Origin of the sequence: Pantoea sp. AS-PWVM4 (genome assembly GCF_000468095.1) — a bacterium.
GTDB classification, from domain to species: Bacteria; Pseudomonadota; Gammaproteobacteria; order Enterobacterales; family Enterobacteriaceae; genus Pantoea; species Pantoea phytobeneficialis.
Genome location: NZ_ASZC01000002.1, coordinates 110,458 through 133,559 on the forward strand (window position 1 = coordinate 110,458; position 23,102 = coordinate 133,559).

Consider the following 23,102-nt stretch of genomic DNA (forward strand, 5'->3'; position numbering starts at 1 on the left):
TTCGCAGCAGAAAGGAGAACAAAATGAATAACGTGGCGCAGGTCTATCGTGCGACGGTAGCGGCATTAACCCAACGGCTGGAACGTGGCGAGCGTGATATCGAGGCGCTGGTTGCCAGTGCACGTCTGCGCCTGCTGGCGCAGCAGAATTTGACGTCGGCAGAGGTCGATGAAGTGATGCGTGCAGTACGGCGGGATCTCCAGGAGTTCGCACTCAGCTATGAGGAATCATCCGATGCAGTGGGTGACTCGGTCTTTATGCGTGTTATCCGTGAGAGCATCTGGAAGGAGCTGGCTGATATCACCGATAAGAGCCAACTGGAGTGGCGCGAAGTGTTTCAGGATCTGCGTCATCATGGCGTCTATCAAAGCGGCGAAGTGGTGGGGCTGGGGAATCTGGTATGCGAGAAGTGTCATTTCACCCGCGCCATTTATACCCCGGAGACCTTAACCCGTTGCCCGGAATGCGGCCACGATCAGTTCCAGCGCCAGCCATTTGAACCCTGATCCTATTTCGTCGCGGCGCGATTTATCGCGCCACGACGGGTTATGCGTTAGTGCAGGATCTTCGCCAGGAAGTCTTTGGCGCGATCTGATTGCGGATTGTTAAAGAAATCATCCTTGTTGGTGTCTTCAACAATTTTGCCTTCGTCCATAAAGATCACGCGATTGGCGACTTTGCGGGCAAAGCCCATTTCGTGGGTAACCACCATCATGGTCATCCCTTCCTGCGCCAGTTCCACCATCACGTCCAGCACTTCATTGATCATTTCCGGGTCGAGCGCTGAAGTTGGCTCATCGAACAACATGGCCACCGGATCCATGCACAGCGCACGGGCGATCGCGACACGCTGCTGCTGGCCGCCGGAGAGCTGGCCGGGAAACTTGTCAGCATGCGCGGATAAGCCGACACGCGCCAACAGCTTCAGCCCTTTTTCGCGCGCCGCCTTCTTATCGCGCTTCAGCACTTTGACCTGCGCCAGCGTCAGGTTGTCGACGATGCTGAGGTGCGGGAACAGTTCGAAGTGCTGGAACACCATACCGACTTTGCTGCGTAGCTGTGCAAGGTTGGTTTTCTTGTCGTTGACTTCGATGCCGGTGACCTGAATGCTGCCCTGCTGGATAGGTTCCAGACCGTTCACCGTTTTGATCAGCGTTGATTTGCCAGAGCCGGACGGACCGCATACCACCACCACTTCACCGGTTTTCACTTCGGTGGAGCAGTCGGTCAGCACCTGAAAGTGCCCATACCACTTAGATACATTTTTCAGGCTAATCATTTAAACCGTCCTTTTTCTTTTCAGATAACTAACCAACAGCGAAGCGCTCAGGCTGATCACAAAGTAGACCAGTCCGGCAAACAAAATCATTTCTACCTGGGTACCGTCACGCTCACCAATGGTGGACGCGGTGCGGAAGAAGTCTGCCAGGCTGAGTACGTACACCAGCGAGGTATCCTGAAACAGCACAATCCCCTGGGTCAGTAACAGCGGCACCATCGCACGAAACGCCTGCGGCAGGATCACCAGTTGCATCGATTGCCAGTGGGTCATGCCCAGCGCCAGTGCGGCACTGGATTGCCCACGGGCGATACTGATGATGCCGGCTCGGATAATCTCCGAGTAGTAAGCGGCTTCAAACAGCGAAAAGGCTACCATCGCGGAGATGAGGCGAATATCGGTCTTCGGCGACAAGCCCAGCACCTGTTGCAGGAAACTCGGCACCACCAGATAAAACCACAGCAGCACCATCACCAGCGGTACGGAGCGGAACAGGTTGACGTACAACTTGGCAAACCAGCGGACCGGCGTGAAGGGCGACAGGCGCATCACCGCGAGGATGGTGCCCCAAATGATACCGAACACCACCGCAGTCAGCGTGATTTTGAGGGTAATCACCATACCGTTCAGCAGGTAGGGCAGGCTGGGAGGAATTGAACTCCAGTCAAAATCGTACATTATTTCCCTCCCATATTGCCGGGCAGTCGCACTTTGCGCTCCACCAGACTCATCAGCAGCATAATCACCAGGTTAATACCAATGTAAGCCAGGGTGATGGCGGTGAAAGATTCGTAGGCGTGTGCTGAGTAATCCAGCAACTTACCCGCCTGCGCGGCCATATCTACCAAACCGATGGTTGAGGCGATGGCGGAGTTCTTCACCAGGTTAAGCATTTCCGAGGTCATCGGCGGCACAATCACGCGATACGCATTTGGCAGCAGCACGTAGCGATAAGTTTGCGGCAGCGTCAGACCCATCGCCAGCCCCGCATTTTTCTGGCCGCGCGGCAACGACTGAATTGCGGCACGCACCTGCTCACTGACGCGCGCACCGGTGAATAGCCCAAGGCAAATCACCGATGAAGAGAAGAATTGAATGTTCGGGTCCAGTTCCGATTTAAACCACATGCCAAGGTTCTCCCCCACCAGTTCCGGCGCGACCAGATACCAGAAGAAGAACTGCACAATCAGTGGAATATTGCGGAACAACTCCACGTAACAAGTACCAATCGTTGATAACAGGCGATTAGGCACGGTACGCAGAATGCCAAAGAAGGAACCTACAAAGAAAGCGATAATCCAGGCGCAGCAGGAGACGGCAATGGTCACCTGAAATCCGGACCACAGCCAGCCGAGGTAGGTCGTGTTGCCGAACGGGGCCGGTTGTAAAAAGATGCCCCAGTTCCAGTCGATACCCATAACGAGCTCCGGTAAAAAAAGGGTAACTTATACCTGTAGGGTACAAGTTACCCGGAAGATTGATGAACGGTGTCTTGCTTACTCTTCTCAGGGGAACGACCTGTGAGAGTCTGTCTGTCCGCACCGTGTTTTCAGCAATCGAGAGGGCAGCAGGGCCGCCCTTATTGTGATTGTTAGTTCATTGCCTTGTCGTTTGGTGCTTTGAACAGCGCTTTCATATCATCCGAGAGATCAAAATTGATGTTCATGCCTTTTGGCGGGATCGGATTTTTGAACCACTTATCAAACCATTTGGCCGCTTCGCCAGAGGTCTGCGCCTGGGCAATGGTGTCATCCATCAGCTTTTTAAACTCAGGATCGTTTTTGCGCAGCATACAGCCGTAAGCTTCATGCGATTGCGGCGTGCCGAGGATTTCCCAGTTATCCGGTTTCTTCGCTTTGGCGCGTTCACCGGCCAGCAGGGCGTCATCCATCATAAAGGCCACGGCACGACCGGTTTCCAGCGTACGGAAGGAGTCACCGTGATCTTTGGCGCTGATAATACGCATGCCCATTTTTTGTGAATCATTCAGCTTGTTCAGCAGAATTTCTGAGGTGGTGCCGGAGGTGACAACCACGGTTTTACCTTTCAGATCAGCGAAATCTTTAATCGGGCCGCCTTTTTTCACCAGCAGACGTGTACCTACCACGAAGATGGTGTCAGAGAAGGCTGCCTGTTGCTGACGTTCCAGGTTGTTGGTGGTGGAACCACATTCGAAATCAAAGGTGCCGTTTTGCAGCAACGGAATACGGTTCTGCGAGGTGATTGGCAGCATTTTGACCTGCAAATCCGGTTTGTTCAGCTTTTTCTTAATGGCTTCAACAATCGCGTTGGAGTAATCCTGCGAATAGCCGACGACTTTTTGCTCATTGTCGTAGTAAGAGAAGGGAACAGACGATTCGCGATGCCCAACGACAATCACGCCATTTTTGCTGATTTTATCCAGCGTGCTGACTTGCTGATCGGCCGGTGCTGCGGCTGCCGGTTTAGCATCTTCCGCATGAGCCACGGAGGCGAGGCCAGCCAGAGCCAGGCAAAGGCCCAGTTTCCGTAATTTCATCTCCAACTCCTTCGTATTGCTGGTGCACAGCAGATAAACTGCGCAGATTGTGATGTTGTGTGTATTTTTCGCTGCTTTTCTGATTATCCCGTAGCGCAACCGCGCGCAGGATAGTGCTTAACATAGCGAATTGTTAACGCAATGAAACAGAAAAGTTTCTTTTTTGCGAGCCGCTCCGCACCAATAAAAAGCAAAATTTGACCTGTGCGCCACAATGGTGCGCATCATTGCCTTATTACGGTGCTTCATGGCGAACATTACGCTGACAAAAGCTGATGTTTGCGAAAAACACTGAAATAAATAGCAATGATCGTGCCAAAGCGATTAATGAGTGTAAAAAGCCAGCAGAGAATGTGGTAAAGCCACGGGAAGGGAGCGGAAAAATGCGATAAAAAAAGGCGAAGGATGAGCTTCGCCTTGGTAAAAAGTGGGAGGTTAGTGACGACGTCGAAACAGCGCCAGCACTACGCCCAGGAATGTCAGTACCCACACCGGCCAAATACCGGCTTTGGCATAGGGGGTTTCACCGGTAGTCGGAGTCACTTTGGCGGTCAGCACATCACGGGTGAACTGCGGCAGCATCTTCTCAACCTCTCCGTTGGCGTTAACCACCGCCGTGACGCCATTATTGGTATCACGCAGTAACGGACGACCCAGCTCCAGCGCCCGCATTCTCGCCATCTGGAAATGCTGCCACGGGCCGATGGAGTGACCAAACCAGGCATCATTCGAGACGGTAAGCAGGAAGTTAGTGTCCTGATGGAAATTGGCGCGAACCTGTTCACCCAATACGATTTCATAGCAGATGGCGGTGGTCAGGTTATAACCCGCCACTTTCAGCGCAGGCTGGATATACGCGCCACGGCTGAAGGACGACATTGGCAAATCGAAAAACGGTGCCAGCGGTCGTAGCAATTCTTCCAGCGGGACAAACTCACCAAACGGCACCAGATGGTTTTTCTGGTAACGGTTTTGGCTTTGATAGCTGTAAGGTTGTTCGCCACCCAACACAATCACCGAGTTGTAATCGTGGTAACGGTTATCGCCTTCCAGACGTGAATCGACGATGCCAGTGATGAGTGAGCTACCGCGTGCGCGCAATTCTTCATCCAGCGCACGCAGGAACGGTTGCTGATTGCTTTCCAGATCGGTAATCGCCGATTCCGGCCAGATAATAATCGGCGCTTTGCCCATCCACGGCTGGCTGTAAGAGGTGTAGACCCGCAGGGTATTCAGCAGTTGCTGGGGATCCCACTTCATCGATTGCGGAATGTTGCCCTGTACCATCGCGACATTGACACTGCGCTCCGGCAGCGGTTGATACCACTGCAACATGCGTAGCGGCCACGGCAGCAACAGCAGCAGTGCGGCAGCGATCAGGCTTTTGACGTTGCGTTGATGCAGCGCATACGCCAGCAGACCGGCAATGACCATCAACAGGAAGGTAATGGTTTCCACTCCGGCCAGCGGAGCCAGGCCTTTCAGCGGGCCATCAATCTGGCTGTAACCAAACTGGAGCCACGGAAAACCGGTGAGGATCCAGCCGCGCAGGAACTCGGTGATTTGCCATAATGCCGGGGCCGCCACTGCCAGACGCCATAACGTGACGCGAGGCCACAGGCGATTAAGCAGGATGGCAAACAGCATCGGGTAGAGCGACAGGTAGGCAGCCAGCAACACCACCAGGAAAACGTTAACCGGTCCCGGCATACCGCCAAAAGTCGCAATGCTGACGTATACCCAGTTGATACCACTGCCGAACAGGCCAAAAGCCCAGGCGAAGCCAATCGCGGCCGCCTGAGCGGTACGACGGTCCAGCAATAACAGTTGCAGGCCACACAGCGAAATCAGCGCCGCGGGCCAGAAATCATACGGGGAAAAGGAAAGGGTGCCGATGGCACCCGTAATTAACGCCAGCAGCAGGCGAACCCGCTGCCGCGAGTAGAGAGAGGCTAAAGCCATAAAGTTATTCGTCATCCAGTTGAGGGAGCGGCGAGTCTTCCGGAATTTTTACATGCACCTGGATGATACGGCGGCTGTCAGCCATGGCGACCTTGAATTGGTAACCATCAATTTCAATGCTTTCACCGCGCGCGGGAAGGTGGCCGAATCCCTGCATCACCAGACCGCCAATGGTATCCACTTCGTCATCACTGAAGCCGGTACCAAACACCTCGTTGAAGTCTTCAATCGGCGTCAACGCACGCACGGTGTAGGTGTGGCGGTTTAACTGACGGATATCACGATCTTCTTCATCGTCATACTCGTCTTCAATCTCTCCGACGATCAGTTCAAGGATGTCTTCAATGGTCACCAGACCGGACACGCCGCCAAACTCATCAATCACAATCGCCATATGATAGCGCTGTGAACGGAACTCTTTCAGCATGCGGTCCACACGCTTGCTTTCCGGCACCACGACTGCCGGACGCAGTACCTTCTCCATGCTGAAAGGTTCTGAGGCGCTGCTCATAAAGGGCAGCAAATCCTTCGCCATCAGAATGCCTTCAACGTGGTCTTTATCTTCGCTGATCACCGGAAAGCGGGAATGGGCCGATTCGATGATCACCGCCAGGCACTCTTCGAGGCTCTGGTTACGTTTCAGGGTGATCATCTGGGAACGTGGGATCATGATGTCGCGCACGCGTTGTTCGGCAATATCCAGCACCCCTTCCAGCATGTCGCGGGTGTCCTGGTCGATCAGTTCTTTTTGCTCAGAATCGCGGATTAGCCCCAGCAGTTCGTCACGGTTTTTCGGTTCGCCGTGGAACAATTGGTTGATTAGCAGGGAAAAAAATCCCTTTTTACTACTGGGTGCATCGCTGTTTTGAGAATGGTCGTCGCTCATGGCGTTTTTATTTAGTTCTCTCTGGTGAGGGAAGGAAACTGCCGGCGTCCACGCCAGCAGCATAATGACCGAAGCCAGTGGCTCAGGCGTCTTCTTTCTCCGAAATGTACGGGTCCGGATAACCAAGGGCAAGCATTATCTCGGTCTCCAGCGCTTCCATTTCTTCGGCTTCATCGTCTTCGATATGGTCGTAACCCAGCAGGTGCAGTGTACCGTGCACCACCATGTGCGCCCAGTGGGCTTCCAGGGTTTTCCCTTGTTCAACGGCTTCTTGCTCCACGACCTGGCGGCAAATAATCAGGTCACCCAGCAGCGGCAACTCAATGCCGGGTGGGGCTTCAAAGGGGAAAGAGAGCACGTTGGTCGGCTTGTCTTTCCCACGATAAGTCAGATTTAGCTCATGGCTTTCCGCTTCATCAACCAGACGTATCGTCACTTCGCTCTCGGGCTGGAACGGGGTGACGGCAGCTTCCAGCCAACGCTGGAAAGCCGCTTCGTCAGGTAAGCCCTGGCTGTCAGCACAAGCCAGTTGTAGATCAAGAATTACCGCGCTCATGAAGGCTCCTGCGGGCTGGGTTGGGTGGCCGCGAGCGCTTCACGTTTACGCTCTTCGGCCTGTTTATCACGGCGCTTCTGGTCTGCTTCTTCCCAGGCTTCATAGGCGATAACGATGCGCGCCACCACCGGGTGACGTACCACATCTTCGCTGTGGAAGAAGTTAAAGCTGAGTTCATCGACTTCGGACAACACTTCGATAGCATGGCGCAGGCCGGATTTCGTATGGCGCGGCAGGTCAATCTGCGTCACGTCACCGGTAATCACTGCTTTGGAGTTAAACCCAATACGCGTCAGGAACATCTTCATCTGCTCGATGGTGGTGTTCTGGCTCTCATCAAGGATGATAAAGGCATCATTCAGCGTACGGCCACGCATATACGCCAGCGGTGCCACTTCGATGACGTTGCGTTCCATCAGTTTTTCAACCCGCTCAAAACCGAGCATCTCGAACAACGCATCGTAAAGTGGGCGCAGATAAGGATCGACTTTCTGGCTGAGATCGCCTGGCAGGAAACCAAGTTTCTCGCCGGCTTCCACCGCCGGACGCGTCAGCAGAATACGGCGAATTTCCTGGCGTTCCAGCGCATCGACTGCGGCAGCGACCGCCAGATAGGTTTTACCCGTACCGGCAGGACCGATACCAAAGGTAATGTCATGGTCGAGAATATTGGCGATGTATTGCGCCTGGTTGGGCGTGCGCGGTTTAATCACGCCGCGTTTGGTCTTGATATTGACCGCTTTACCGTACTCCGGCACGCTCTCCGCACTTTGTTCCAGTACGCGACTCTCTTTAATCGCTAAATGGATTTGCTCGGGTTCGATATCCTGGAACTGACCACGTACGGGTGCCGTATCCACATACAGGGTGCGCAGAATATCTGCTGCGGCGTTGACGCACAGCGTGCGGCCCACCAGTTTAAATTGGTTGTCACGGCGGTTGATTTCGATCCCCAGACGCCGTTCCAGCTGTTTCACATTGTCATCAAATGGACCGCACAGGCTGAGCAGTCGGCGGTTATCTACCGGTTCAAGGGCGATTTCACGAGTTTCGATATTCAAATGAATCCTTTGGGTCACTCAGGGCCAGTTGAAAAAGTGTATCCGAGGCGTGGCAGCAAGGCCCGACGCATCATTACGGAATTATTTATGGGGCAACGCCTGGGCGCAAGCTTCAGGGGAGATATTTGGGCAGCACTGCCAGAATGCAAGTGCTGCCTGAGGCAACAGGCGACAGCGTTTTGTGCGCTGTCGCTCAAAGGTCGGGGTTTCAAGGCTGGAACAGACCTACGCCGATTTCGTTCTCTTTACGCGTACGCGCAATCACCGACGCCGGGCTTTCTACCACACGCAGGCCCATCTCGTCTTCTGTACGTACCACTTTGCCACGTAATGAGTTGGTATAAACATCGACGATTTCCACGTCAACGAACTTACCAATCATGCCGACCGAGCCTTCGAAATTCACCACGCGGTTGTTTGCGGTACGACCTGACAGCTCCATCACGTTTTTACGTGAGGTACCTTCCACCAGGATGCGCTGCACGGTACCCAACATACGGCGGCTGATGCCCATCGCCTGCTGGTTGATGCGGTCTTGCAGGATGTACAGGCGTTGCTTCTTCTCCTCTTCCGGCACATCGTCCGGCAGGTCGGCCGCTGGCGTACCAGGGCGTGCGGAGTAGATAAAGCTAAAGCTCATGTCGAAATTGATATCGCCAATCAGCTTCATGGTCTGTTCGAAATCCTGCTGGGTTTCACCGGGGAAGCCGATGATAAAGTCGGAGCTGATTTCAATATCCGGACGCGCCACGCGCAGTTTACGGATGATCGCTTTGTACTCCAGCGCCGTGTGCGCGCGTTTCATCAGCGTCAGAATGCGGTCAGCGCCGCTCTGTACCGGCAGATGCAGGAAGCTGACCAGCTCCGGCGTATCACGGTAAACCTCAATGATATCGTCCGTGAACTCAATCGGATGGCTGGTGGTGAAACGGATGCGGTCGATACCGTCAATCGCCGCCACCAGACGCAGCAGTTCAGCGAAGGTGCAGAAGTCACCGTCGAAGGTCGCGCCGCGATACGCGTTGACGTTCTGGCCCAGCAGGTTAACTTCGCGCACACCCTGGGCCGCCAACTGGGCGATTTCCAGCAGAATGTCGTCACTTGGACGGCTCACTTCTTCGCCACGGGTGTAAGGCACCACGCAGAAAGTACAGTATTTGTTGCAGCCTTCCATGATGGAAACAAACGCTGTCGGGCCTTCTGCACGCGGTTCGGGCAGACGGTCAAATTTCTCAATTTCCGGGAAGCTGATATCGACGATTGGACTTTTGCTGCCGCGCACGGTGTTGATCATCTCCGGCAGGCGATGCAGCGTTTGTGGACCAAACACGATATCGACGCAGGGCGCGCGCTGGCGAATATGGTCGCCTTCCTGAGAAGCCACGCAGCCACCCACGCCAATGATGAGGTCGGGATTACGCTCTTTCAGCGTTTTCCAGCGTCCTAACTGATGGAAAACCTTCTCCTGTGCCTTCTCACGAATGGAACAGGTGTTGAGCAGCAGAACGTCTGCCTCTTCGGCTTCCTCAGTCAGGGTGTAGCCGTGGGTGCTGTTCAGCAGGTCAGCCATCTTCGATGAATCATACTCATTCATCTGACAGCCCCAGGTTTTGATATGCAGTTTTTTGGTCATTGGACTAGCCATTAATTCAGTGCAGGTAAGTGCTGGGCGCGTATTGTAATGCTTTGCTGCTGTTGTGACCAGTATAAGGGTAAGGGCTTTTCTGATCGTGACGTGAATTTCCGGTACACTTCGCACAATGAGCGCTGCGTTAGATATGAGGGATAACGGTAATGCAGGATTCACATTTTGATGTGGTGGTGATTGGCGGCGGGATGGTTGGTGCAGCCCTGGCCTGCGGCCTGGCGCAGCAGCAATTCCGTGTGGCGGTGGTTGAGCGGGCTGAACCGGCCCCTTTTGATGCGGCGCGCGCGCCGGATGTTCGTATTTCCGCCATTGGTGCGTCATCGGTGGCGTTGCTGCAACAGCTTAACGTCTGGCCGCGTGTGCAGGCGATGCGTTGTGCACCTTACCGCAAGCTGGAAACCTGGGAATGGCAAACGGCCCATGTCACCTTTGATGCGGCATCACTTGGTCTGCCTGAACTGGGTTATATGGTTGAGAACAGCGTGCTGCAACGCGCGTTGTGGGAAAAGATGCAGGAAGATGGGGTGACCTTATGCGCCCCGGCCAGCCTGGATAATGTGCTGCCGCACAGCGGCGGTTGGCATGTGCAACTGGACAATGGCACCACGCTGGATGCCAGACTGGTGGTGGGGGCTGATGGTGCCAATTCTCGCGTGCGCCAATTGGCCGGGATTGGTGTGCATGGCTGGAACTACGCGCAATCTTGCATGTTGATTAGCGTCGAGTGTGAACATGACGCCGGGGATGCCACCTGGCAACAGTTTACGCCGGAAGGGCCGCGCGCGTTCTTGCCGCTGTTCGGCAGGCATGCTTCGCTGGTGTGGTATGACGCGCCAGCACGTATTCGTCAGTTGCAGAGTTTGCCGTTGCCACAGCTGGAAAAAGAGATCCACGCGCATTTTCCGGCGCGCGTGGGGCGTTTTCAGGTGCAGGCGGCGGCATCCTTTCCGCTGGTGCGACGCCATGCAACGCGCTATGTCACCGCCGGGCTGGCATTGGTTGGCGATGCGGCGCATACCATCAATCCGTTGGCCGGGCAGGGGGTGAATCTTGGCTATCGTGATGTGGATGCGTTGCTGGATACGCTGGTGCAGGCGCGTAGTCAGGCGGAGTCGTGGTCATCGGCGGCGGTGTTGCAGCGTTATCAGCGCCAGCGCCGCAGAGATAATTTGTTGATGCAGGGCGGAATGGATCTGTTTTACTTCGCTTTCAGCAATAAACTGCCGCCGCTGCGTTTCGCCCGTAATCTGGGATTGATCGCTGCTGAGCACGCCGGTGCGTTAAAACGTCAGGTGCTGCGTTACGCGTTGGGGCTTTAATCTGGCATTTTTGCACATTCCGTAGCGGCGCGATTTATCGCGCAGGTTTTAAAATCAAAAGAGCGCGATAAATCGCGCCGCTACGGGGGATGTGTTTTTACATAAACCCAGAAAACAATAAAGCCCGCAAAAGCGGGCTTTATTGTGCAATTTGGCTGGGGTGCAGGGATTCGAACCCCGGAATGCCGGAATCAGAATCCGGTGCCTTACCGCTTGGCGACACCCCAATAGGTGTTTGGTCAAATTGTCTTTGTATGGCTGGGGTGCAGGGATTCGAACCCCGGAATGGTGGAATCAGAATCCACTGCCTTACCGCTTGGCGACACCCCAATTTTATATGGTGGCTACGACGGGAATCGAACCTGTGACCCCAGCATTATGAGTGCTGTGCTCTAACCAGCTGAGCTACGTAGCCAAATTGTACTGCTTTACATCACATCCGACGATGGCTGGGATACCTGGATTCGAACCAGGGAATGCCGGTATCAAAAACCGGTGCCTTACCGCTTGGCGATATCCCAATAGTCGACTCATATCCACGAGAGTTCATCGGATTGGCTGGGGTACCTGGATTCGAACCAGGGAATGCCGGTATCAAAAACCGGTGCCTTACCGCTTGGCGATACCCCATCCGGCTGCCGAAGACTGGAAATGGTGCGGGAGGCGAGACTTGAACTCGCACACCTTGCGGCGCCAGAACCTAAATCTGGTGCGTCTACCAATTTCGCCACTCCCGCAAAAAAAGATGGTGGCTACGACGGGAATCGAACCTGTGACCCCAGCATTATGAGTGCTGTGCTCTAACCAGCTGAGCTACGTAGCCATCTTTTTTTCGCGCTACCTTCATCGGCGTTGCGGGGCGCATTATGCGTATTGAGCTTTGTAGCGTCAACAAATTTTTTACCGTTTTTCGCCTTAATGCGCCTGTTTGTCTGGCTTATAACCAGGCTGATGATTTATTCGGCAATTTTCGATCAATACAAACGCAACGGATAAAAAAAGGGGCCATTTCTGGCCCCTGTTGCTTGATATTAAAAATCTTATTTATAGGCAGACTGATGCACGCCTACCGCACGACCTGATGGATCGTCCATCGATTTGAACGCTTCATCCCATTCAATCGCTTTTGCGGAAGAACAGGCCACCGACGGACCACCCGGCACACATTCAGCGGCACTCGGGATCGGGAACAGTTCTTCAAAGATCTCACGGTACAGATACGCTTCTTTGGAGTTCGGCGTGTTGTACGGGAAGCGGAAGTGGGCGGTCGCCAGTTGTTGATCGCTAACCTGCTTCGCGGCCACTTCTTTCAGTGTGTCGATCCAGCTGTAACCTACACCGTCTGAGAACTGCTCTTTCTGACGCCATGCCACGCTTTCCGGCAGATATGAGGAGAAGCATTCACGCAGGATGTGTTTTTCCATCTTGCCGTTGCTGCCACACATTTTATCTTCCGGGTTGATGCGCATCGCGACATCCAGGAATTTCTTGTCGAGGAACGGCACACGCGCTTCCACACCCCAGGCTGACATCGCTTTGTTAGCACGGGCACAGTCATACATATGCAGTGCCAGCAGCTTACGCACGTTCTCCTCGTGGAACTCTTTGGCGTTCGGCGCTTTGTGGAAGTAGAGGTAGCCACCAAACACTTCATCAGCACCTTCGCCAGACAGCACCATTTTGATACCCATCGCTTTGATTTTACGCGACATCAGGTACATCGGCGTTGAGGCACGGATAGTGGTCACATCGTAGGTTTCGATGTGGTAAATCACATCACGAATTGCATCCAGACCTTCCTGCACGGTGAAGTGGATTTCATGGTGCACGGTGCCGAGATGTTCCGCGACCGATTTTGCCGCTTTCAGGTCCGGTGAACCTTCCAGACCTACCGCGAAGGAGTGCAGTTGCGGCCACCAGGCATCGCTCTTGTCATGATCTTCTACGCGTTTTGCCGCAAAACGTTTGGTCACTGCGGAGATAATGGACGAGTCCAGACCACCAGACAGCAGCACGCCGTAGGGGACGTCTGACATCAGATGGCTTTTGACTGACTCTTCCAGCGCGGCTTTCAGACCGGCGGCATCAGTAACGTTGTGCTCAACGGCTTTGTAATCCATCCAGTCACGCTGCCAGTAACGACGGATTTCGCCATCGGTGCTGGAGAGGTAGCTTCCCGGCGGGAATTCTTTGATGGAGCGGCACACCGGCACCAGCGCTTTCATTTCGGAAGCGACATAGAAGTTGCCGTGTTCATCGTTACCCATATACAGCGGGATGATACCGATATGGTCACGACCAATCAGATATTGTTGTTTCACGCTGTCCCACAGAATAAAGGCAAACATGCCTTGCAGGTCATCGAGGAAATCGACGCCTTTTTCCTGATACAGCGCGAGGATCACTTCACAGTCAGAACCGGTCTGGAACTGATAGCGATCGCTCAGTTCAGCACGCAGCGCCTGATGGTTGTAGATTTCACCGTTTACCGCCAGTACGTGGGTGTGATCGGCGTTGTACAGCGGCTGTGCGCCGTTGTTGACGTCAACAATTGACAGGCGCTCATGCGCCAGAATGGCTTTGTCATCGGCATAGACGCCTGACCAGTCCGGGCCGCGATGGCGCATCAGACGGGAACATTCCAGCGCTTTCTTGCGCAATTCAACAGGATCGGTTTTCAGATCCAGCACACCAAAAATCGAACACATAACTGACTCCTGATCTCACCCTGTGGGGATGTTATTTCTACGTTTGTCCGGCAGCATCGGCTGCGTGATGTATAAGAAAATGCGCTATTTGGTGGTGGTAATGCAAGCAAATTCACGATTGGTTGATAAAAAGAATGTTGTCATCGCAAATAAATTGAATTTTATTCAATTAAATAACCATTTCATTAGATGGTATCTAATGAAATCTCAATTCGGGCTATTTTGTGAACAAGGCAGGGCGCGATAAAAAGAAACCCGGCGAACTTTTTTGGTGCGCCGGGCCATAAGTTTTGTTGATGGAGAGAATCAGAACAGATCGATATCGGCAACCGAAGGATAAATCCAGTCCGGGCGGAACGGCATGGCATCAATATCGCTGAGTGTTGAAACACCCGACAACACCAGCACCGTTTCCAGACCGGCCTGGAAACCGGCGAGAATATCGGTGCGCAGATTATCACCCACAATCACTGTTTCTTCGGAGTGCGCCTGCATCTTATTCAGCGCAGCACGCATGATATACGGGCTGGGTTTACCGACATAAAACGGTTTGCGCCCGGAGATCTTCTCAATGCCGGCACACAACGCGCCACAGGCCGGGACGAAATTGCGCGCATGAGTATCCGGGTTGGTAGCGATAAAGCGCGCGCCGTTGGCAACAAAGAACGCCGCCTTATGCATCATCTCCCAGTTAAAGGAGCGCGTTTCGCCGACGATGACGAAATCCGGATTGATATCGGTGATGGTGAATCCCGCCTTGTACAGCTCATGAATCAGCGCGCCTTCGCCAATCACATAGGCTTTTTTCCCTTCCTGACGGCGCAGAAAATCGGCCGTAGCCATTGCCGAGGTGTAGAACACCGAATCCGGCACTTCAATGCCAGAAGAGGCAAAACGGTTTGCCAAATCCTTCGCTGTTTGTGAGGGATAGTTGGTCAGCACCACCAGCGGCATCTTTTTTTCAAGGATGCGTTGCAGGAACTCCTGGGCACCAGGAACGGCGGTGTTGTCGTGCATCAACACACCGTCGATGTCACAGATTACGCTTTTAATTGTCATAGATTGCATCCGGTATGGCCTGCCTGGGGCAGGCATCGATTACTCTTCCAGCAGATGTTGCAGCAGAATGCCATTCAGCATCGCGCGTTTTGCCAACGCAAAAGCGCCGATGGCGGAGCGATGATCCAGTTCTGAGCGTACCACAGGCAGATTTTTACGAAACGCATTCAGTGCCTGGGTATTAATGCAGCCTTCAATCGCCGGAAACAGCACTTTATCGGCCTCGGTAATTTCACCGGCCAGCACCACTTTCTGCGGATTAAACAGGTTAATGGCAATCGCGATGGCTTTTCCGAGATAGCGACCGACATATTCGATCACTTCGCATGCCAGCGCATCGCCCTGATTGGCTGCGCGACAGATTTGCGGCATCTGGCAATCGCTGAGAGTCAGCGAGCTGGGATAGCCCTGATTCAACAGATGGCGCACCCGGTTTTCAATCGCCCCATTGGCGGCGATGGTTTCCAGACAGCCGAAGTTGCCACAATGGCAGCGCTCGCCCAGCGGATCGACCTGGATATGGCCAATTTCGCCCACGTTGCCATTGCTGCCAAGAAAAATGTGACCATTGGCGATAATGCCAGCCCCGGTACCGCGATGCAGGCGCACCAGAATGGAGTCTGCACAGTCACGGCTTGCACCGAAGTAGTGCTCAGCAAGGGCCAGGCTGCGGATATCGTGACCAACGAAACTGGTGACATTGAAGCGTTTTTGCAGGCTGGAAACCAGCGGCCAGTGGCTGACGGCAATATGCGGCATATAGCGAATCACCCCGTTAATCGGGTCCACCAGGCCAGGCAGAATCACGGCAATGGCAATCAGTTCATGAATTTTTCGCTGATGGGCGGCCATAAACGCGGTGATGGCGTTGAATAACGCATTTTCCAGCGTTTCCTGGGTACGTTCCGGCAGCGGGTAATCTTCCTGTGCCAGGGATTTGCCACTGAGATCAAACAGCGTCAGCGTGGCATCGTTGCGTCCGAGACGCACCCCAATGGTGTGAAAATGGCGGGTTTCCGTGATGATGGAGATGGCGCGGCGACCACCGGTGGAGGCTTGTTGTTCCACCTCTTTGATCAGGCCGCGCTCAATCAACTGGCGGGTAATTTTGGTGACGCTGGCGGGCGCAAGCTGGCTCACTTCGGCTATCTGAATGCGCGAAATAGGCCCTTGTTGATCAATCAACCGATAAACGGCTGCGCTATTGAGTTGCTTGACAAGATCGACATTTCCTATTTGAGTCTGGCCGCCAGTGGTCATTCAGTGCTTACTCGCTGAGGACGTTCTCTCCGTTGACGAACGTCTTAATGATTTGAAAATCGCGGGTAAAGACAGTCAGGTTGGCGACTTTTCCAGCTTCGACCGTACCCAACTGTTTTTCCACTCCCATCGCCTTTGCCGGATAGAGCGTAGCCATGCGCAGCGCCTCATCCAGCGCAATGCCGCAATGTTCTACACAGTTCTGAACCGTTTCAATCATGGTGATAGCAGAACCACTTAAGGTTCCGTTCTCATCCACGCAAAGGCCATCGCGATAGTATATTGTTTTACCTGCAAAAATAAATTTATCAATCGAGGCGCCTGCCGGGGCTGTGGCATCAGTGACCAGCACCAACTTGTCGCCCTTGATACGCTTCGCATTGCGCACATTAGCGTAGTGGACATGTAAACCGTCTGCAATGATGCCGCAGTATACATCAGGCGAATCAAACAGCGCGCCAATCAAACCGGGTTCACGTCCGGCAAAGGTCGGCATCGCATTGTAGAGGTGGGTGGCAAAACTTACGCCTGCGGCGAAACCGCTTTTGGCTTCTTCATAAGTGGCGTTCGAGTGGCCTGCTGAAACAATAATGCCCGCATCGCTTAATTTGCGGATCACCGCACTACCGGCATTCTCCGGGGCGAGTGTCACTTTGGTGATGACATCGGCGTTAGCGCAAAGAAAATCCACCAGTTGTGCATCCGGCAGACGAATCAGTTCCGGGTTGTGGGTGCCTTTTTTGACTTTATTCAGCCACGGACCTTCGAGGTGTAAACCCAACGCCTGGTTTTGATGTTTAGCCAGATATGCGCGCATGGTTTCGATTGCGCGTTTCATTAACGCATCGGTGCTGGTGATAAGCGTTGGCAGGTAGCTGGTGCAGCCTGATTTCTCATTGGCGCGCTGCATAATTTCCAGCGTTTCCACGGTCAGTGCATCGATATCATCGTTAAACTGCACGCCGCCGCAGCCATTAAGTTGTAAATCGATAAAACCGGGAGCGATAAACGCACCCGCAACATCCTGTTGCGGCAGGGTGGCGTCGAGCGCATCGCGTGGGCAGACGCGCTCAATCAGGCCATCGGCAATCACTACCGCATGATTGTCCAGAATTTCATGACCGGTAAAAATCCGGCCGTTTACTAATGCGTACATCGTTTCTTTCTCCCGGCTAAGCCCACCGCCATGCTGGCAGCAGGATTTTTACAACGTGGTCTTACACACCTTTCATATTTTCCGCTTCCATTTCGCGGAAATATTTCACGGTTTTCACTTTCAGTTCCATGGTGGCGGGTTCATCACACACCACCACGCCTTTGGCGTGCAGCTGCAAGCAGCTGATGGTCCACATATGGTTAACATTACCTTCTACCGCCGCCTGCAACGCCTGAGCTTTGACATGACCGGTAACCAGAATCATCACCTCTTCGGCATCCAGCAACGTACCTACACCCACGGTCAGGGCATATTTTGGCACCTGATCCACATCACCGTTAAAGAAACGGGAATTGGCGAGGCGAGTCTCGTGTGTCAACGTTTTGATACGGGTACGGGATGCAAGCGAGGAGGCTGGTTCGTTAAAGGCGATGTGACCATCATTGCCCACGCCACCCATAAACAGATGGATTTTGCCCAGAGCGCGGATCTTCTCTTCGTACTGACGACATTCTGCGTCAATATCCTCCGCATTGCCATTCAGAAGATTGATGTTTTCTGGTTGGATATCAACGTGATCGAAAAAATTACGATACATAAAGCTGTGGTAACTTTCCGGATGCTCTTTTGGCAGGCCAACGTATTCATCCATGTTAAACGTGACCACATGTTTGAAACTAACCTGGCCCGCTTTATGCATCTCAATCAGGTGCTTGTACGCTTCCAGTGGTGTGCCACCGGTGGGCAGACCTAGCACGAAGGGACGATCTGGGCCAGGATTAAACGCATTAATGCGGTTAACAATATGGCGCGCGGCCCATTTACCCACCTGGGTAGGTGTGGCTAAAGGGATCAGTCTCATGTCTTCACCTCAGTTAAAGATTGAAAAGTGGGGTCGCCGTTTTCTCTACAGACCGTTCTTAAGCGTAATCCGTTTAAGCTCAACCATACGGGGAAAAGTGCGTCCTGATATTTTTCATCATAAAATAAGTTTGGGGTGATGGCTAGCAGTTAGGGGGTGTAAACGTCATTTTTGGTGATAAAAGTCACAGTTGTTGTGGTTTTAATTTGCGAGGCGAATTAATTTATCTCTACACTTCGCCTCGTGGTGAAAAGTGTCATCTAAGCTACCGGGTGCCGGGATAATAAAATCAACCCGCGCTACGGCAATACGCCAGTCTCAAAGGGGGAGAATAAGGTGAGTATTTTAGGATATCTGCAAAAGGTCGGCCGAGCGCTTATGGTGCCGGTGGCGACCCTGCCGGCAGCGGCAATTTTAATGGGGGTGGGGTACTGGATCGATCCTGACAGCTGGGGGGCGGGTAACGCTCTGGCTGCGTTGCTGATCAAATCCGGTGCCGCGATCATCGAGCATATGTCGGTGCTGTTTGCCATCGGTGTTGCCTATGGCATGTCAAAAGATAAAGACGGTGCTGCGGCGCTGACTGGCTTCGTTGGTTTCCTCGTGGTCACTACCCTGTGTTCACCGGCCGCCGTGTCGATGATTCAGAAAATCCCGTTGGATCAAGTGCCTGCCGCGTTCGGCAAAATCGAGAACCAGTTTGTCGGTATCCTGGTGGGGATTATCTCGGCGGAAGTCTATAACCGCTTCAGCCACGTTGAGCTGCCAAAAGCGCTGTCATTCTTCAGTGGCCGCCGTCTGGTTCCCATCCTGGTCTCCTTCCTGATGATCCTCGTCGCGTTCATTCTGATGTATATCTGGCCGGTGGTGTTTAATGGTCTGGTCAGCTTTGGCGAGAGCATTCAGAAACTGGGTTCTGTTGGCGCAGGTATCTATGCCTTCTTCAACCGTCTGCTGATTCCGGTGGGTCTGCATCACGCATTGAACTCCGTGTTCTGGTTTGATGTGGCTGGCATCAACGATATTCCGAAATTCCTCGGTGGTGCACAGTCCATCGCTAATGGCAGCGGCATTCCGGGGATCACCGGTCGCTATCAGGCGGGCTTCTTCCCGATCATGATGTTCGGTCTGCCGGGTGCGGCGCTGGCGATTTACCACTGCGCGCGTCCGGAAAACCGTGCCAAAGTGGGCGGTATCATGTTGGCTGCTGCCTTTGCTGCCTTCTTTACCGGCATCACCGAACCACTGGAATTCTCCTTTATGTTCGTGGCACCGGTGCTGTATGTCATCCATGCGCTGCTGACCGGGCTTTCGGTATTTATCGCGGCGAGCATGCACTGGATTGCGGGCTTTGGTTTCAGCGCCGGCCTGGTGGATATGGCGCTGTCAACGCGCAACCCGCTGGCGGTCCATTGGTGGATGCTGATCCCACAAGGTCTGGTGTTCTTCGCTATCTACTATGTGGTGTTCCGGTTCACTATCCAGAAATTCAACCTGATGACACCGGGCCGTGAACTGGCTGCTGATGATGAAACTGACGGCTATGACGTCAATGTTGACCACAGCGGCAGTGGCGAAAGCCAGACCGAATCGCTGGCGCGTCGCTACATTGGTGCCGTGGGTGGTTCAGAAAACCTGACCAACATCGATGCCTGTATCACCCGTCTGCGTCTGAACGTGAAAGATGCCGCTCAGGTGAACGACAGCGTGGCGAAACGTTTGGGTGCATCCGGTATTATCCGTCTCAACAAACAAAGCGTGCAGATTATCGTCGGTACCCAGGCGGAAAGCATCGCTAGCGCAATGAAAACTGTGCTGACTAAAGGTCCGGTCGCCGCTGCGGCTGCCGCACCCTCTGCTCCGCAGGCCGCCGCACCACAGCCGCAGGCCGTGCTGAACAGCGACAAAGGCGTGATCGCCACGCTGGTGGCTCCGGTGAGCGGTGAAGTGGTTGCCCTGGACGCGGTGCCGGATGAGGCCTTCGCCAGCAAGGCGGTGGGTGATGGTCTGGCAATTAAGCCTACAGGTAAAACCGTGGTGGCACCGATTGCCGGTACCATCGTGAAAATCTTCAATACCAACCATGCTTTCTGTCTGGAGAGCGAGAACGGTGTTGAGATCGTGGTGCATATGGGTCTGGATACCGTCGCGCTGGAAGGCAAAGGCTTCTCGCGTCTGGTGGAAGAGGGCGCAACGGTGGTGGCGGGCCAGCCAGTGCTGGAAATGGATCTGGATTTCCTCAACGCCCATGCCCGTTCGATGATCAGCCCGGTGGTGGTCAGCAACAGCGATGATTTCGCTGGCCTCAATCTGCTGGCAAGTGGGTCAGTGGTCGCTGGTGAAACCCGTTTGTACGAGGTTAAAGGCTAAACCCTTGTGATAAACCCCAAAGGCAGGAAGCGATTCCTGCCTTTTTTGTTTTAAAACGACCAACAAACGGTTGTTTCCCTTCTGCGCTTTGTGGATCATACTCCGTTACTTTCCAGGACAAATCACCCGTATTGTATTTGAGGATTTTGAGATGAGTGAGGCTGAAGCCCGCCCAACGAACTTTATTCGTCAGATTATCGACGAAGATTTGGCGAGCGGTAAGCACAACAGCGTGCATACCCGTTTCCCGCCTGAGCCCAATGGTTACCTGCATATTGGCCATGCGAAATCGATCTGTCTGAATTTTGGTATCGCACAAGATTACCAGGGACAGTGCAATCTGCGCTTCGACGACACCAACCCGGTGAAAGAAGATATGGAGTTCGTCGAGTCCATCAAGCGCGACGTGCAATGGCTGGGCTTTGAATGGAGCGGAGACGTTTGTTACTCCTCGAACTATTTCGACCAGCTGTACAACTATGCGGTCGAACTGATCAACAAAGGCCTGGCCTATGTGGATGAGCTTTCGCCGGAAGAGATTCGCGAATACCGTGGCACCCTGACTGCCCCGGGTAAAAACAGCCCGTTCCGCGATCGCACGCCGGAAGAGAACCTGGCGCTGTTTGAAAAAATGCGCGCCGGTGGCTTCGAAGAGGGCAAGGCTTGCCTGCGTGCCAAAATCGATATGGCATCCAACTTTATCGTGATGCGCGATCCGGTGCTGTATCGCATCAAATTTGCTGAGCATCACCAGACTGGTAACAAATGGTGCATCTACCCGATGTACGATTTTACCCACTGCATCTCCGACGCACTGGAAGGCATTACACATTCGCTGTGTACGCTGGAGTTCCAGGATAACCGTCGCCTGTACGATTGGGTGCTGGACAACATCAGCATTCCGGTTCACCCGCGTCAGTATGAATTCTCACGTCTGAATCTGGAATACGCGGTGATGTCGAAGCGTAAACTGACTCAGCTGGTGAGTGAAAAGGTGGTAGAAGGCTGGGATGACCCGCGTATGCTGACCGTGTCCGGTTTGCGCCGTCGTGGTTACAGCGCAGCCTCGATTCGTGAATTCTGCCTGCGTATTGGTGTGACGAAACAGGACAACATCGTTGAGATGGCCTCGCTGGAGTCATGTATCCGTGACGATCTCAACGAGAATGCGCCGCGTGCTATGGCGGTGCTGGATCCGCTGAAAGTGGTGATTGAGAACCTGCCTGCGGGTCATGAAGAGATCATCACCATGCCGAACCATCCGAACAAACCGGAAATGGGCACGCGTGAGGTTCCGTTCAGTCGTGAGGTGTGGATCGATCGCGCTGATTTCCGTGAGGAAGCCAACAAGCAGTACAAACGTCTGGTGCTGGGTAAAGAGGTCCGTCTGCGTAATGCTTATGTGATCCGTGCCGAGCGCGTAGCGAAAGATGATGAAGGCAATATCACCTGCATCTATTGTACCTGTGACGTCGATACCCTGAGCAAAGATCCGGCTGATGGCCGTAAAGTGAAAGGCGTGATCCACTGGGTTTCGGCGATCCATGCGCTGCCTGCGGAATTCCGTCTGTACGACCGTCTGTTCAGTGTACCGAACCCAGGTGCGGCAGAGGATTTCCTCACCACCATCAACCCGAACTCGCTGGAAATCAAACAAGGTTTTGTTGAGCCGGGTCTGCGTGATGCAGTAGCGCTTGCGCCGTATCAATTTGAACGTGAAGGTTATTTTTGCGCGGATAGTGTTTATTCGCAGCCTTCTAAGCTGGTATTCAACCGTACTGTCGGTTTGCGTGATACCTGGGCGAAAATCGGCGATTAATCCTTTTTGTCGTTTTCCCCATATCCTGATAAAAGGGCGAGAAATCGCCCTTTTTTATTGGCTGTAATTTGAGTTTAGCCATCTTTTATTCTGTGGCTTGCGAAACGTGCTTGTTACCGGGATTTGCAACTAATCTGACTTTAACAGAATTAATCCATTTACGAGTGTTAAAAACTTTTTTTCAGGTAGGCTATGCGCTCTCAGACGTTGCTCCGCGGGTTATAAAGGAAAAAAAATGACAAGTCTCGCTCAGGAAGCCAAACACAGCGTAGTGGTATTACATCAACTTATCGAACGTATTTTTAATCAGTCGGATAGCACCGACGACAGCATTGAATTGTTCCTTTCGCACTTTCACCCGGATTTCAAAATGGTGACACCGCAGGGCAAGCAACTGGATTTCAATGCGACGGAAGTGCTGTTCCGTCAACTGCGTGGTCAGCGTGAAGGGATGCGTATCGCCACCAGCGAACATGCCATCATCTCGCAACAAAGCAAGGAAGTGACGATTCAGTATCGTGAATTGCAAATGATGAACGGCACCAACCAGAGCCGCATCTCACTGGCGGTGCTGGATTGCAGTACCTCAATTCCGCGCTGGCGTTATTTACAGGAAACGCTGGTGCAGTGATGCAGCCA

At 53.4% G+C, this 23,102-nt stretch carries 19 protein-coding genes and 7 tRNA genes; 5 read left to right on the forward strand and 21 right to left on the reverse strand.

What is annotated here, in order from left to right; translation table 11 throughout:
- Positions 1 to 23: 23 nt before the first annotated feature.
- Positions 24 to 506: a zinc ribbon-containing protein gene (locus L579_RS00645; RefSeq protein WP_021182374.1), complete on the forward strand. Its 483-nt coding sequence runs from the start codon at positions 24 to 26 to the stop codon at positions 504 to 506.
- A 47-nt stretch (positions 507 to 553) separates the two neighbouring features.
- Here the strand turns inward: L579_RS00645 and L579_RS00650 are convergent, their stop codons facing one another.
- From L579_RS00650 to miaB, 9 genes are all read right to left on the reverse strand, one after another.
- Positions 554 to 1,279, reverse strand: coding sequence for an amino acid ABC transporter ATP-binding protein (locus tag L579_RS00650; protein WP_013508259.1), 726 nt, complete (start codon positions 1,277 to 1,279; stop codon positions 554 to 556).
- Positions 1,280 to 1,957 (reverse strand): glutamate/aspartate ABC transporter permease GltK, encoded by a 678-nt coding sequence (gene gltK / locus L579_RS00655; protein ID WP_021182375.1) that lies wholly within the window; start codon positions 1,955 to 1,957, stop codon positions 1,280 to 1,282. It abuts the gene before it with no gap.
- Positions 1,957 to 2,697, reverse strand: coding sequence for an amino acid ABC transporter permease (locus L579_RS00660; RefSeq protein ID WP_021182376.1), 741 nt, complete (start codon positions 2,695 to 2,697; stop codon positions 1,957 to 1,959). The genes gltK and L579_RS00660 overlap by 1 nt, the downstream gene beginning before the upstream one ends.
- 173 nt (positions 2,698 to 2,870) lie before the next feature.
- Complete coding sequence (locus L579_RS00665; RefSeq protein ID WP_021182377.1) at positions 2,871 to 3,797, reverse strand: glutamate/aspartate ABC transporter substrate-binding protein; 927 nt, start codon at positions 3,795 to 3,797, stop codon at positions 2,871 to 2,873.
- Positions 3,798 to 4,232: 435 nt separating this feature from the next.
- Positions 4,233 to 5,759 carry an apolipoprotein N-acyltransferase gene (lnt, locus tag L579_RS00670; protein ID WP_021182378.1) on the reverse strand — a complete coding sequence of 509 codons (1,527 nt, stop codon included), beginning with the start codon at positions 5,757 to 5,759 and terminating at the stop codon, positions 4,233 to 4,235.
- 4 nt (positions 5,760 to 5,763) lie between these two features.
- A complete protein-coding gene (gene corC / locus L579_RS00675) occupies positions 5,764 to 6,645 on the reverse strand; it encodes a CNNM family magnesium/cobalt transport protein CorC (RefSeq protein ID WP_036624428.1) in 882 nt (293 codons plus the stop codon).
- Between the two features lie 82 nt (positions 6,646 to 6,727).
- Positions 6,728 to 7,201, reverse strand: coding sequence for an rRNA maturation RNase YbeY (gene ybeY / locus L579_RS00680; protein WP_021182380.1), 474 nt, complete (start codon positions 7,199 to 7,201; stop codon positions 6,728 to 6,730).
- Positions 7,198 to 8,262, reverse strand: coding sequence for a PhoH family protein (locus L579_RS00685; protein WP_021182381.1), 1,065 nt, complete (start codon positions 8,260 to 8,262; stop codon positions 7,198 to 7,200). The genes ybeY and L579_RS00685 overlap by 4 nt, the downstream gene beginning before the upstream one ends.
- Before the next feature lie 208 nt (positions 8,263 to 8,470).
- On the reverse strand, positions 8,471 to 9,895 hold the full coding sequence (gene miaB / locus L579_RS00690) for a tRNA (N6-isopentenyl adenosine(37)-C2)-methylthiotransferase MiaB (RefSeq protein WP_021182382.1): 1,425 nt from the start codon (positions 9,893 to 9,895) through the stop codon (positions 8,471 to 8,473).
- A gap of 161 nt (positions 9,896 to 10,056) precedes the next feature.
- Between miaB and ubiF the strand changes: the two genes are divergently transcribed.
- Entirely contained in the window at positions 10,057 to 11,229 is a 1,173-nt protein-coding gene (gene ubiF, locus L579_RS00695) for a 3-demethoxyubiquinol 3-hydroxylase (RefSeq protein WP_021182383.1), read from the forward strand.
- 152 nt (positions 11,230 to 11,381) lie between these two features.
- Here the strand turns inward: ubiF and L579_RS00700 are convergent.
- The 12 genes from L579_RS00700 to nagB form a co-directional block, all read right to left on the reverse strand.
- A tRNA-Gln gene (locus L579_RS00700) sits at positions 11,382 to 11,456 on the reverse strand.
- A 28-nt stretch (positions 11,457 to 11,484) separates the two neighbouring features.
- Positions 11,485 to 11,559: transfer RNA gene (locus L579_RS00705), tRNA-Gln, on the reverse strand.
- A gap of 8 nt (positions 11,560 to 11,567) precedes the next feature.
- Positions 11,568 to 11,644: transfer RNA gene (locus L579_RS00710), tRNA-Met, on the reverse strand.
- A gap of 31 nt (positions 11,645 to 11,675) precedes the next feature.
- A tRNA-Gln gene (locus tag L579_RS00715) sits at positions 11,676 to 11,750 on the reverse strand.
- Between the two features lie 34 nt (positions 11,751 to 11,784).
- Positions 11,785 to 11,859: transfer RNA gene (locus tag L579_RS00720), tRNA-Gln, on the reverse strand.
- Positions 11,860 to 11,881: 22 nt separating this feature from the next.
- Positions 11,882 to 11,966: transfer RNA gene (locus L579_RS00725), tRNA-Leu, on the reverse strand.
- A gap of 9 nt (positions 11,967 to 11,975) precedes the next feature.
- Positions 11,976 to 12,052 (reverse strand) — tRNA-Met (locus L579_RS00730).
- A 217-nt stretch (positions 12,053 to 12,269) separates the two neighbouring features.
- Positions 12,270 to 13,937 carry an asparagine synthase B gene (gene asnB, locus L579_RS00735; RefSeq protein WP_021182384.1) on the reverse strand — a complete coding sequence of 556 codons (1,668 nt, stop codon included), beginning with the start codon at positions 13,935 to 13,937 and terminating at the stop codon, positions 12,270 to 12,272.
- A gap of 306 nt (positions 13,938 to 14,243) precedes the next feature.
- Positions 14,244 to 14,996, reverse strand: coding sequence for an HAD-IIA family hydrolase (locus tag L579_RS00740; protein ID WP_013508270.1), 753 nt, complete (start codon positions 14,994 to 14,996; stop codon positions 14,244 to 14,246).
- A gap of 39 nt (positions 14,997 to 15,035) precedes the next feature.
- Positions 15,036 to 16,256 carry a DNA-binding transcriptional regulator NagC gene (locus L579_RS00745; RefSeq protein ID WP_021182385.1) on the reverse strand — a complete coding sequence of 407 codons (1,221 nt, stop codon included), beginning with the start codon at positions 16,254 to 16,256 and terminating at the stop codon, positions 15,036 to 15,038.
- A gap of 7 nt (positions 16,257 to 16,263) precedes the next feature.
- Positions 16,264 to 17,412: an N-acetylglucosamine-6-phosphate deacetylase gene (nagA, locus tag L579_RS00750; RefSeq protein WP_021182386.1), complete on the reverse strand. Its 1,149-nt coding sequence runs from the start codon at positions 17,410 to 17,412 to the stop codon at positions 16,264 to 16,266.
- A gap of 61 nt (positions 17,413 to 17,473) precedes the next feature.
- Complete coding sequence (gene nagB, locus L579_RS00755; protein WP_021182387.1) at positions 17,474 to 18,274, reverse strand: glucosamine-6-phosphate deaminase; 801 nt, start codon at positions 18,272 to 18,274, stop codon at positions 17,474 to 17,476.
- A gap of 342 nt (positions 18,275 to 18,616) precedes the next feature.
- On the opposite strand from nagB, the gene nagE reads away from it, so the two are divergent.
- The 3 genes from nagE (at position 18,617) to L579_RS00770 (ending at position 23,094) form a co-directional block, all read left to right on the forward strand.
- Positions 18,617 to 20,644 (forward strand): N-acetylglucosamine-specific PTS transporter subunit IIBC, encoded by a 2,028-nt coding sequence (nagE, locus tag L579_RS00760; protein ID WP_036624757.1) that lies wholly within the window; start codon positions 18,617 to 18,619, stop codon positions 20,642 to 20,644.
- Positions 20,645 to 20,795: 151 nt separating this feature from the next.
- Positions 20,796 to 22,463, forward strand: a complete 1,668-nt coding sequence (glnS, locus tag L579_RS00765; protein WP_021182390.1) for a glutamine--tRNA ligase — start codon at positions 20,796 to 20,798, stop codon at positions 22,461 to 22,463.
- 235 nt (positions 22,464 to 22,698) lie between these two features.
- Positions 22,699 to 23,094 (forward strand): hypothetical protein, encoded by a 396-nt coding sequence (locus L579_RS00770; RefSeq protein ID WP_021182391.1) that lies wholly within the window; start codon positions 22,699 to 22,701, stop codon positions 23,092 to 23,094.
- The last annotated feature ends 8 nt before the right edge of the window (positions 23,095 to 23,102 follow it).

Excerpts from the sequence above, each read along its gene's own strand:
- L579_RS00645 (WP_021182374.1), top strand. The coding sequence starts at position 24 with ATGAATAACGTGGCGCAGGTCTATCGTGCGACGGTAGCGGCATTAACC.
- L579_RS00650 (WP_013508259.1), bottom strand. The coding sequence starts at position 1,279 with ATGATTAGCCTGAAAAATGTATCTAAGTGGTATGGGCACTTTCAGGTG.
- gltK (WP_021182375.1), bottom strand. The coding sequence starts at position 1,957 with ATGTACGATTTTGACTGGAGTTCAATTCCTCCCAGCCTGCCCTACCTG.
- L579_RS00660 (WP_021182376.1), bottom strand. The coding sequence starts at position 2,697 with ATGGGTATCGACTGGAACTGGGGCATCTTTTTACAACCGGCCCCGTTC.
- L579_RS00665 (WP_021182377.1), bottom strand. The coding sequence starts at position 3,797 with ATGAAATTACGGAAACTGGGCCTTTGCCTGGCTCTGGCTGGCCTCGCC.
- lnt (WP_021182378.1), bottom strand. The coding sequence starts at position 5,759 with ATGGCTTTAGCCTCTCTCTACTCGCGGCAGCGGGTTCGCCTGCTGCTG.
- corC (WP_036624428.1), bottom strand. The coding sequence starts at position 6,645 with ATGAGCGACGACCATTCTCAAAACAGCGATGCACCCAGTAGTAAAAAG.
- ybeY (WP_021182380.1), bottom strand. The coding sequence starts at position 7,201 with ATGAGCGCGGTAATTCTTGATCTACAACTGGCTTGTGCTGACAGCCAG.
- miaB (WP_021182382.1), bottom strand. The coding sequence starts at position 9,895 with ATGACCAAAAAACTGCATATCAAAACCTGGGGCTGTCAGATGAATGAG.
- ubiF (WP_021182383.1), top strand. The coding sequence starts at position 10,057 with ATGCAGGATTCACATTTTGATGTGGTGGTGATTGGCGGCGGGATGGTT.
- asnB (WP_021182384.1), bottom strand. The coding sequence starts at position 13,937 with ATGTGTTCGATTTTTGGTGTGCTGGATCTGAAAACCGATCCTGTTGAA.
- L579_RS00740 (WP_013508270.1), bottom strand. The coding sequence starts at position 14,996 with ATGACAATTAAAAGCGTAATCTGTGACATCGACGGTGTGTTGATGCAC.
- L579_RS00745 (WP_021182385.1), bottom strand. The coding sequence starts at position 16,256 with ATGACCACTGGCGGCCAGACTCAAATAGGAAATGTCGATCTTGTCAAG.
- nagA (WP_021182386.1), bottom strand. The coding sequence starts at position 17,412 with ATGTACGCATTAGTAAACGGCCGGATTTTTACCGGTCATGAAATTCTG.
- nagB (WP_021182387.1), bottom strand. The coding sequence starts at position 18,274 with ATGAGACTGATCCCTTTAGCCACACCTACCCAGGTGGGTAAATGGGCC.
- glnS (WP_021182390.1), top strand. The coding sequence starts at position 20,796 with ATGAGTGAGGCTGAAGCCCGCCCAACGAACTTTATTCGTCAGATTATC.
- L579_RS00770 (WP_021182391.1), top strand. The coding sequence starts at position 22,699 with ATGACAAGTCTCGCTCAGGAAGCCAAACACAGCGTAGTGGTATTACAT.